At 61.4% G+C, this 9,616-nt stretch carries 10 protein-coding genes; 3 read left to right on the top strand and 7 right to left on the bottom strand.

The features are described from left to right. The 3 genes from QP999_RS10065 to mgtE form a co-directional block, all read right to left on the bottom strand. Nucleotides 1–542 (bottom strand): IS3 family transposase (locus QP999_RS10065; protein ID WP_284848232.1); only part of this gene is annotated, 542 nt, incomplete at its 3' end. 50 nt (nucleotides 543–592) lie between these two features. After that, nucleotides 593–892 (bottom strand): IS3 family transposase, encoded by a 300-nt coding sequence (locus tag QP999_RS10060; RefSeq protein WP_070565249.1) that lies wholly within the window; start codon nucleotides 890–892, stop codon nucleotides 593–595. A gap of 64 nt (nucleotides 893–956) precedes the next feature. Then, nucleotides 957–2,123 (bottom strand): magnesium transporter, encoded by a 1,167-nt coding sequence (gene mgtE / locus QP999_RS10055; RefSeq protein ID WP_284848231.1) that lies wholly within the window; start codon nucleotides 2,121–2,123, stop codon nucleotides 957–959. 88 nt (nucleotides 2,124–2,211) lie between these two features. Here mgtE and QP999_RS10050 point away from each other — a divergent pair, with 88 nt between their 5' ends. Beyond that, entirely contained in the window at nucleotides 2,212–3,114 is a 903-nt protein-coding gene (locus QP999_RS10050) for a DUF2262 domain-containing protein (protein WP_284848230.1), read from the top strand. Here the strand turns inward: QP999_RS10050 and crtI are convergent. Together crtI and QP999_RS10040 are read right to left on the bottom strand one after the other, a co-directional pair. After that, entirely contained in the window at nucleotides 3,111–4,625 is a 1,515-nt protein-coding gene (gene crtI / locus QP999_RS10045; protein WP_284848229.1) for a phytoene desaturase family protein, read from the bottom strand. The genes QP999_RS10050 and crtI overlap by 4 nt on opposite strands. Before the next feature lie 2 nt (nucleotides 4,626–4,627). Beyond that, entirely contained in the window at nucleotides 4,628–5,476 is an 849-nt protein-coding gene (locus QP999_RS10040; protein ID WP_070561768.1) for a phytoene/squalene synthase family protein, read from the bottom strand. A gap of 93 nt (nucleotides 5,477–5,569) precedes the next feature. Between QP999_RS10040 and QP999_RS10035 the strand changes: the two genes are divergently transcribed. Then, nucleotides 5,570–6,310 carry an ABC transporter ATP-binding protein gene (locus QP999_RS10035; protein ID WP_070530082.1) on the top strand — a complete coding sequence of 247 codons (741 nt, stop codon included), beginning with the start codon at nucleotides 5,570–5,572 and terminating at the stop codon, nucleotides 6,308–6,310. Nucleotides 6,311–6,313: 3 nt separating this feature from the next. Further along, complete coding sequence (locus QP999_RS10030) at nucleotides 6,314–8,860, top strand: ABC transporter permease (protein ID WP_284848228.1); 2,547 nt, start codon at nucleotides 6,314–6,316, stop codon at nucleotides 8,858–8,860. 37 nt (nucleotides 8,861–8,897) lie between these two features. Here QP999_RS10030 and QP999_RS10025 read toward each other — a convergent pair whose 3' ends face one another. Beyond that, nucleotides 8,898–9,257, bottom strand: a complete 360-nt coding sequence (locus tag QP999_RS10025) for a fluoride efflux transporter FluC (protein ID WP_070522464.1) — start codon at nucleotides 9,255–9,257, stop codon at nucleotides 8,898–8,900. Further along, complete coding sequence (locus tag QP999_RS10020; RefSeq protein ID WP_070522459.1) at nucleotides 9,254–9,571, bottom strand: fluoride efflux transporter family protein; 318 nt, start codon at nucleotides 9,569–9,571, stop codon at nucleotides 9,254–9,256. The genes QP999_RS10025 and QP999_RS10020 overlap by 4 nt, the downstream gene beginning before the upstream one ends. Between the last annotated feature and the right edge of the window lie 45 nt (nucleotides 9,572–9,616).

The raw sequence follows: 9,616 nt of genomic DNA, 5'->3' as shown, positions 1-9,616 counted from the left end.
TCAGAATGGAAAATTGCCCCTTTCAGGCTTCCGCGGACTTTTCTGGCATGAGATAAAGCTTCGATAACCAGCGATACGCGCATGTGGTCAGCGAGTGCATGGCCGACAAGTTTGCGCGAGTAGGCGTCGATGACCGTGGCTAGGTACATGTTCTTGCCGCCCTTACACGGCAGGTAGGTGATATCGCCTACGTAGACGTGGTTCGGCCTATCAGCTGTGAATCTGCGGCCTACTAAGTCTGGCATGACTCGGTGGCCAAACTTTCGTCTGGTGGTGATGCATCGACGGCGTTTAGTAAAGCCTTTCAGCCCCATGGATTTCATGATGCGTGCGACCTTCTTGTGGTTGATCGGAGGAAAGTCCGTATCGTCGTTGAGACTTGCAGCGATGCGTTTAGCACCATAAAGCCCGTGCTCATCATCGAAGATGGTCTTGATTCTCGCACCAATAAGGGCATCGGAACACGTCTTTAACCTGCGTTTTTCGCGGGTGTTGGCCCATTTGTAGAACGAGGAGCGATTGAGCTTTAACACGTGGCACATCCGCTTGACCGAGTATTCGGTTCGATGGTCATCGACAAACTGGAAGCGGATTACCAGCGTGTCTCTTCGGCAAAATATTTCGCGGCCTTGCGCAGGATGTCGCGTTCTTCACGAAGCTTCGAGACTTCTTTTTCTAGCTGGCGGATCCGTTCAGAATCAGTCGTCGCCTGGGCCTTGTCACGCATGGTCTTCGTGCGGGCACGCTTGCCGGTGCCGTACTGCTTAAGCCAGGAATAAAGTGAGGAACGATTGACTCCAAGCTCTGCTGAAGCCGCGTGAAGTGAGAGGTCCTCATTGTTTTCGTAGAGGGCCACAGCATCACGTTTGAACTGTTCGGAGTACCTAGGCATGGTGGTAGATTACCTTTCTTCCCAACCCAACTGGGCTGGATATCAGGTGTCTACCAAACAGGGGTCAGGTCCAGATGACCGTCGCCAAGACAAGACCGGCCAGCCCCAGTACGGCGCCGAGCAACATTCCGACGCGCAGCTCGCGCCACATGACTGCCAAGAGGTCGCGCGTGCGGACGTCGCCAAGCGCGAGCGCGCGGGTCACAGTAGTAGCTGCCTGGTTTCCTGTATTGCCGCCCGTGCCGGTGAGCAGAGGGATGAACAGAGACAGTACAACTGCTTTGGCCAGTGTGTCTTCGAAAGAATCGAGCACCCGCACGGTCAACAGAGCCGATACGGCGAGAACGAGCAGCCAGAGAATACGGGAGCGGACGAGCTTGAGAAGGGGCGTCGACAAGTACGGCTGCTGGAGAGCTTCCGTACCACCGGAACGAGCTGAGTCCTCGCTGTCCGCTTCCTCCATAATGTCGGTTGCATCGTCCCAGGTAAGAAGGCCAACGAGTCGGTGTGAATCATCTACAATCGGCAGCGCCAGCATGTCGAGGGGCAAGAACCAGCGGACGGTCTCTTCGGCGTCGGCAGTCGCGTATGCATACACCGGCTCGTTCATGATGTCCTCAATGAGAATGCCGCGTTCAGCCGTGAAGAGCTCGCGCAGGCTGACGACACCCACCAGACGCCGGTCCTTCCGTGTTACAGGAACGGTATAGATGGTTTCTAGCTCATCGGCGTTGTCGCGGAGGGTGCGCAGGGCATCTTCCATGCTCATTTCCGGGTGGATATTGGGGACCTCCGGCGACATACGGCGGCCGACGGAGCCCTTCGTGTAACCAAGAATCACTCCAGTCACATCGCGCTGAGTCTGAGTCAGCGAACGGAGGAGGCGATCCGCAATTTCCGCAGGAAGCTCGTCCAACAGCGCCACGCGGTCTTCGGGATCCAGCTCGTCGAAGAATTCGTAGACATCGGCGTTGCCCAACTCGTCAATGATGTCCGCTTGGTGTTTGGCATCAAGTGCATCGAAGACCGCGATGGATTTTTGACGCGGCAGCAGCCTTAACGCCAATGCGGCGCGGAGAGCATTCTGGCGCTCCACAATCGCGATGAGCTCTTGACGTGGAACGCGAGCTAAGAGCTCTTGGAGCCGAGGAGCCTTTTGGGGGTCGATGGCGTCTTCTTGCTTGAGCCACTCCTCAACAATTTCGGCGGCCTGCTCAATCGTTTCTGCCATCGGCCTTTCGCCCTTCTACTCGACGTCAACCTCCTCAGACTACGCCATGGAGCGCTGCGTAGCCTTTTCACGTATGTACTATTGCGGCATGCTTTCCCTCTACCGTGAATTCTCGGACAATGACGTCGTCAGCTCTATTCTGGGCTACGAGGAAACAGAGTTCCTCTTCGTTGTGGCAGATGTGCCGAAGAAGTGGGTGAGTGATGATCCCTACGCTGAGGACAAGACGCATATTCAGCTCATGAACATGCCCGGAGTCGCCTTAAAGTTGCTGCCCGGGGGCGAGCTGATCACTGGTGACGTCAGCGTGCGCTATCCGCAGCTCTTCCAGACCGCCGCAGGAAAGACGCTGTGGGATCCGCGCGAAGTTGCAGAGCTTGAGCCTTTCACGGTGATTCATGCTCGGGGTAGCCACCACTTCCACGAGAGGAGCAAAGCACACTATGTCGATATCTGGGAGATCCTCCCAGACGTGGATGACACAGACATGGAGCAACTCCTCGCTCGGATTGCCGTTCCGGTAGAGCTTGATTCCAAGTTCGGTCCGTTGGTGCTCGATCGCAGTACGAACACGTTCGACGGTAGGGCAGAAGAGCTCGGAGTTGATTTCAGCATCTGGTACGAAGGGGAGGAGCTTCTCCTCGCGGAGAGCGCGAACCTGAGGCGAAAATTCAAGGCACCCCTCACCGTTATCAATAAGGTCCTCAGTGCTGAGTTCATCGATGAGGCCCGGCGCTTTGCCGCCAAAAAAGCTCTTCGAGCTGCGAACCGCTGGCGCCATGACGTCGCCCTGTCCGAGGGCGCAAACGTCCCGGCACCTGAGCTCACGGCCGGCGACGTATACGCCAAACTCACGCCCGTTGCCGTTGAAGTCCCCCAACGCGGACACCTCAGCGTGGAATTCGATGATGGCTATCTTTTTGGTGGGCACGCCGTGACGGTGAAGACTAAACGCAGCGGTGCACCCGCAGCCCTTGAGCTCGACGCTTAGTGCTGTTCGCGCATCCGCGTGATGACATTGTGCGCGGAAATGAGGCACATCGGTACACCAACACCCGGTACCGTCGTACCGCCCGCGTAGTACAGGTTCTTGAGTTTTCGCGAGGCATTGCGCCCGCGGAAGAAGGCGGATTGCCGCAACGTATGCGCGGGTCCCACCGCGCCACCAGCCCAGGAGTTGTAGCGCCGCGCAAAATCAGAGGGGCCGACCGTCCGGCGCACCACGATGCGCTCAGCAAAGTCGGGAATGCCAAGCCACGTGCCGAGTTGGTGAATCGCGGCATCGGCAATTGCGCCAACGCGGGGCGATTCTTCTTCGCCATAGGCGTTACCCGCGCCGAAGTTTTCCTCCGCCGGCACGGGGACCAGCACAAAGAGATTCTCGCAGCCCTCCGGCGCCACGGCAGGATCCGTCGCGGAGGTCTTCGACACGTAGATGGACTCCGACGCCCCCAGCGGGCGCGAAGCCTCCGGAGCGTGATACACCGCCCGGAAATCGGGCTCCCAATCCTTGCTGAAAAGAAGGGTGTGGTGGGCCAGCTCCGGCAGCGCGCCCCGCACGCCGAGGAAGACCAACACCGTGCCGAGGCCCGGGTCGCGTCGCGCGAAATAGCTCTCGGGATATGTCCGCGCCGACTGAGGCAGCAGAGAAGTCTCAGTATGGCGCAGGTCCGCCGCGGACACGACGGCCTCGGCGGAGATGAAGCGGCCGTCGTCCAGCCGCACGCCAGTCGCACGACCTTCTGCGCACTCAATCGCCGTCACCGCCGTATCCATGAGGAAGGTTGCGCCTTGTGCCTGGCGCGCAATCGCCGCGACCACCGCGGCGAAACCACCTTGCGGGTAGCGCACGCCTTCGACCAAATCGGTGTGGCTCATCAAGGAGTACAGCGCCGGTGCAGCTGTTGGCTCCGTGGACAAAAACACCGCCGGGTAGGTTAGCACCTGGCGCAGGCGGTAGTCCTGAAACTGTGCTGCCACCAGCCGGTCCAAGGACCGCGTGAGAAGTAGCGCCAGCGTACCCAGCCGCGTGAGCACGTCCCGGGTTAAAAGCTGCGTGGGGTGGGAAAACGTGGTGTACAAAAAGCTGCTTAGCGCCACGGCATAGATATCAGAGGAACGCGCTAAGTAGGCGCGCACGCGCTCGCCTGCGCCCGGCTCGATGGACTCAAAAAGCCGAACAACGTTGTCCACGCCGCTGTGAATGTCGAGGAAGGCGCCGTCGTCGTTGTAGACGCGATACGCGGGGGAGAGGTCAACCAAGTCCAGCTCGCGCGCGGTGCTCGTCCCGCAGGCACGGAAAAACTCGTCGAAGGCTTCCGGCATGAGGTACCAGGACGGGCCCGTATCGAAGCGGAAACCGTCGACCTCCAGTTCGCCTGCGCGCCCGCCGACGCTGTGCTGCTTCTCGACGACCACCACGTCCCAACCCTCACGCAGCAACAGCGCCGCGCTGGCCAGGCCAGCGATGCCCGCGCCGATGACGACAACACGCTTGCCCATAGCTACTTCACCGCCGATGCCGCTGCCCGGCTCACCAAGAATGCCTTGCGTGCCGGCGAGACGGAGACTCGTGTCGTGAGAATATCGGCGGCGGGGGTGGCCGCGAGCTGGTCGGTGAGCTCGGTAAACAGGGCCGTCGCAGCCGCCACGCCCACCCGCGAACCACGCGGCAACTTCTCCATCGCGCCGCGCGCTACAGCCAGGTCGCGCCGAATATCAGCGATGATTGCCGTTTTCCGCTCCTCATCCAAGCTGGCCGGGTCCGGCAGGTCCGGGAAATAGGAGCGGCCCAGCTCTGCGGAATCCTCGCGCAGGTCGCGCAAGAAATTGATCTTCTGAAAGGCCGCGCCCAGGCGCCGCGCGCCTTCCTCGATTCCGGACGGGCGGGGCCCGCCGGCGTAGAAGGCATCCAGGCACAAGAGCCCAATGACCTCCGCGGAGCCGCACACGTAATCCTCGAAGGAGTCGTGGGTGTGCGTGCGGTGCGTCAGATCGCAACGCATGGAGGAAAAGAACTGTGCAACGTGCTCATCGCTGAACCCGCAACGCCGCGCGGAAAGCGCAAAGGCATGCACGATCGGATCAGCGTGAAAACGCTGGGACGGGGCGGCGCGGACGGTGGCCTCGTAGGCGTCGAGAAGCACGGCGGCGTCCTGGGGATCGAGCCCGGCGTCGACGATTTCATCGGCGGTGCGCACCATGGCGTATAAATTGCGGATGTCCACCCGGACCCTGGGGGAGAGAAGCCGTGTGGCCAGGGAAAAACTGGTGGAGTAGTGGCGCATGATTTGAGCCGCGGCTGCTTCGGCACAGCGGTCGTAATGTTCCAGAGCGGAAAGAGATGCGCGCATGGAGCATATTTTAGACCACACGCGTCACATAACTTACCCAGGGCAAGATAGGGTAGGGACGTTACTTTCCCCATCTATAAGGAGAACACGTCCATGACAACCCCAACGATGACTGCTGCGGCTCGTGCCGTCGACCTGTTCAAACAATACGGTCAGGGAGATACCGCAGTTACCGCGTTGGACCACGTCGACGTTGAGTTCGCGCGCAACACTTTTACCGCCATCATGGGCCCTTCGGGCTCCGGCAAGTCCACGCTCATGCACACGATGGCAGGTCTCGATTCGGCGACGTCCGGCTCGGCCTTCATCGGTGACACCGACATGTCGCAGCTCAGCGACAAGGATATTACCGCCCTGCGCCGCGACCGCTTGGGCTTCATCTTCCAGTCCTTCAACCTGGTGCCCACGCTGACCGCGGCAGAAAACATCACGCTGCCCACCGATATCGCTGGCAACAAGGTAGATAAGGAATGGTTCGATGAGGTTACTTCCCGTCTGGGCCTGTCCAACCGCTTGAACCACCGCCCATCAGAGCTCTCCGGCGGCCAGCAGCAGCGCGTGGCCTGCGCGCGCGCCCTGGTTTCGCGCCCCGAGATCATCTTCGGCGATGAGCCGACCGGCAACCTGGACTCCAACTCTTCCGCCGAGGTGCTCGATATTTTGCGCACCGCAGTGGATCAGGACGGCCAGACCGTCGTCATCGTGACGCACGATGCGAAAGCCGCATCCTATGCTGACCGCGTGGTCTTCCTTGCCGATGGCCGCCTGGTCAACGAGCTGAACAACCCGACCATGGAGTCCATCCACGCCGTGATGGCAGAAATCGAGGGCTAAAGCATGGCCACAAAGAACACCATGCGCACGGTGTCCGTGCGCAATATTCTCGCGCATAAGCTGCGCCTTGCCCTGACCCTGCTGGCGGTGGTGCTCGGCACCGCCTTCATCTCGGGTTCCTTCATGTTCACCAAATCTTTGTCGAACACCTTCGACTCTGCGGTGTCTACCGCATTTACCGGTGTGGATGCGGCCGTAAGCCAGAAGGAAGGCGGCCCAATCCTCGACCAGAAGATGCGCGATGACATCGCCGCCGACCCCGACGTGCGCGCGGTCAACATGCAAAGCAGCCAGACCGTCGTGGTTGCCAACAAGGATGCCGAGGCCTTTCAAACCGGCGGCGGCACCTCCAGCGTGCAGCCCTACTACCCGGAGGATCAATCCGTCGGTGAGCCCGCCACGCTTGTCGACGGCTCCGCGCCTCACGGGACCGGCGAGGTTCTCATCAACGACTCGGCCGCGGAAAAATTCGATATCAAGATCGGCGACAGCCTCCTCGTAGTCCACCCGGACCAGCGTGATGAGGTGAAGGTCGTGGGCGTCGTCAAGCCTGTGGTGGACCAAGGCCCCAGCCTGACGCTGCTCATGGACCACGAGGCCTTCGTCGAGCGGTACGGCAATTCCGAACAGCTGAAGGTCGCCGCGGCCGAGGGAGTGAGCGCCGATGCGCTCGTGGATCACCTCAACGAGACCTTCGAGGTTAAGGCGGAATCTGGCCAGAAGCTGGCCGATGAGATTTCGGATCAGATTTCCTCTGCCCTGAAATTTGTCAACTACTTCCTCATCGCCTTCGGCCTCATCGCGCTGCTGGTGGGCACGTTCATCATCGCGAACACGTTCTCCATGATCGTGGCTCAGCGCACCAAGGAGTTCGCGCTGCTGCGCGCACTCGGCGCATCCCGCGGCCAGATTACGCGCTCGGTGGTGACGGAGGCCTTCATCGTGGGCCTCGTGGGCTCTGCCGTGGGCGTGGTAGCAGGCATGGGCCTGGTGGCGATCATTAAGGCCGTCTTCGAAGCCAAGGGCATGCCCATGGGCGGCGGCCTGGGCCTGAGCTTGAGCGCTGTGCTTGTGCCGTTGATTCTGGGCGCATTGGTCACCATCGTTTCCGCGTGGGCACCGGCGCGCCGGGCAGGCGCGGTCAAGCCCGTGGAAGCCATGCGCACTACCGAGTCCGCGGCGGGCGCTTCGCTGCTGGTGCGCAGCGTGCTGGGCGGGCTGCTGCTCGTCGTCGGCATTATCTTCGCGCTCGTGGGCGTGCTTGTCGACGCCTCCACGGGCATCCGCGCCACACTCGTGGGCCTCGGCTCGCTCAACCTCATCCTCGGCTTCTTCCTTGCGGGACCGGCCATCTCCTTGCCTATCGTTCCGGCGATCGGCCGCGTGGTTGGCGCGCCCTTTGGCGCGGTCGGCAAGCTGGCATCGACGAACTCGGCGCGCAATCCGCGCCGTACCGCGGCGACTGCTTTCGCTCTCATGCTGGGCGTGGCGCTGGTGACATCGATCGGCATGTTGGGTGCGACGATGAAGGCCTCGGTGGCCGACGCCGTCGAGCAGGACGCCCGCGCGGACTTCTTGTTGTCCGGGCCGACGTCTGGAAACTTCCCGACGCCGAACGAGACGGTGCAGCGCGCCCGCGATACCGAGGGCGTCGGACAGCTCGTGGCGATGAGCACAGCACCCCTGCAGGTGGATGGTCAGGCTTCGATGAATTATGGCCCGGAAATGATGATCAGCCAGATCATCGATGGCAACGCCGATGACATGCTCAACCTGACCTTGGTAGATGGTGCCCTGAATACGGGTGAGGAACCGGGCTTCATCGCCGACTCTGCCCTGGCTGAGAAGCAAGGTTGGGAGGTCGGCCAGAGCTATGAGCTGGCGGGGCCCGATCCCTCGCGTACCGCGCAGGTAAAACTCCTCGGCATCTATGAACCTTTCCAGATGCTTCCGGGCCTGGCCGTATCCCAATCCGCGGCAGAAGAGGTCATCGACCCCAGCAGCCTCGACGTCACGGTGGTTTCCGTGAACGCGGAAGAAGGCTATGACAAGGAGAAGCTGCGCGCCAACCTGGAGAAGTCCGTCAAGGACCTCGTTGTGGTACAGGTGCGCACCAGCGAGGAATACGCCGGCGAGGCCGCCGGAATGATTGACCAGATGCTCACGATTCTCTACGCGCTGCTGGCTTTGGCTGTGGTCATCGCTGTCCTGGGCATTGTCAATACCCTCACCCTCGGCGTGATCGAACGCCGTCAAGAGATCGGTATGCTGCGCGCGGTGGGTACTCAACGCCGCCAGATTCGCACAATGATCACGGTGGAATCGGTACAGATCGCCCTCTTCGGCGCGCTCATGGGCATCCTCATGGGATTGGGGATGGGGTGGTCCTTCATCTCCGTGCTTTCCGACGAAGGCCTCGATTCCGCGACGGTGCCGTGGATGATGCTCGCGGTCATGTTCGTGGGCTCGGGAATCGTCGGTGTGCTGGCGGCCCTGTGGCCGGCGCAGCGCGCGGCGAAGACCCCGCCGTTGGACGCTATCGCCGACTAACACAGCCTGTGGCTGCACAAGGGGCGTGGGAGGCGGGTTAGGCCAGCAGCGAGCCGACCCACGCCCCGCGCCAGGCCACGATGATTCCTAGGCCGATGGTCCAGAAGAGATAACGTGCCAAGCGCCACCAACGCTTGGCCTTTATCATTTCACCGAGTTCCTTGGCCATCGTGGACCACGTGGATAGCCCGCCGGCGAGTCCGGCCGCCAGCAGGGGTAGGAAATACTCGGGGGCGTGTGCATGCGTGGCATAGCCATAGGCCACACCGGCCACCGCCGCGCCGACGAGGTTGGCGGCAAAGGTACACGTGGGGGAGGGGAGCACACGGGTGAGCAAGTAGCGCCCGCAGCCGCCAACAAAGCCGCCGGCGAGGACCGCCAAGATGGAGAGGATCATGCGCGGCCCCGATCCTGGAGACGGTCACCCATGAGATAAGCGGCAGTACAACCGGCGACTGTCGCAACGACGTACGCCCCCGCCTGCGCTGGGCCGAAGCCGGAGGTGAGGAAGGCGAAAGCGGCAAAGCTAGTGAAGCCGCCTAAGAAACCCGTGCCCCAGAACGCTGGTGGCTTGGCATAGCCCATGACAGCACTGCCAAGAACGTTGATGAGTAGCAGCGGCAGCGCGCCACCCCCGAGAAGTGAAGTAAGGCCGAAACGAGTCAGCGCCCCGAGCGCGGTCCCGCAGCCCACAAGAAGGATCTGTGGCATAGGCACCATCCTAATTGGGATGCGAAACCAGCGTGAAGCAGGCAA

The sequence above is a fragment of the Corynebacterium sp. MSK004 genome, from assembly GCF_030232515.1.
Lineage (GTDB): Bacteria > Actinomycetota > Actinomycetes > Mycobacteriales > Mycobacteriaceae > Corynebacterium > Corynebacterium hesseae.
Note: the sequence above shows the minus strand (reverse complement) of the source record. Positions and strands in the feature narration are given on the sequence as shown.

Bases quoted from the DNA above. Each gene is read 5' to 3' on its own strand.
- QP999_RS10035 (WP_070530082.1), top strand. From the start codon at position 5,570: ATGACAACCCCAACGATGACTGCTGCGGCTCGTGCCGTCGACCTGTTC.
- QP999_RS10030 (WP_284848228.1), top strand. From the start codon at position 6,314: ATGGCCACAAAGAACACCATGCGCACGGTGTCCGTGCGCAATATTCTC.
- QP999_RS10060 (WP_070565249.1), bottom strand. From the start codon at position 892: ATGCCTAGGTACTCCGAACAGTTCAAACGTGATGCTGTGGCCCTCTAC.
- mgtE (WP_284848231.1), bottom strand. From the start codon at position 2,123: ATGGCAGAAACGATTGAGCAGGCCGCCGAAATTGTTGAGGAGTGGCTC.
- QP999_RS10050 (WP_284848230.1), top strand. From the start codon at position 2,212: ATGCTTTCCCTCTACCGTGAATTCTCGGACAATGACGTCGTCAGCTCT.
- crtI (WP_284848229.1), bottom strand. From the start codon at position 4,625: ATGGGCAAGCGTGTTGTCGTCATCGGCGCGGGCATCGCTGGCCTGGCC.
- QP999_RS10025 (WP_070522464.1), bottom strand. From the start codon at position 9,257: ATGATCCTCTCCATCTTGGCGGTCCTCGCCGGCGGCTTTGTTGGCGGC.
- QP999_RS10020 (WP_070522459.1), bottom strand. From the start codon at position 9,571: ATGCCACAGATCCTTCTTGTGGGCTGCGGGACCGCGCTCGGGGCGCTG.
- QP999_RS10040 (WP_070561768.1), bottom strand. From the start codon at position 5,476: ATGCGCGCATCTCTTTCCGCTCTGGAACATTACGACCGCTGTGCCGAA.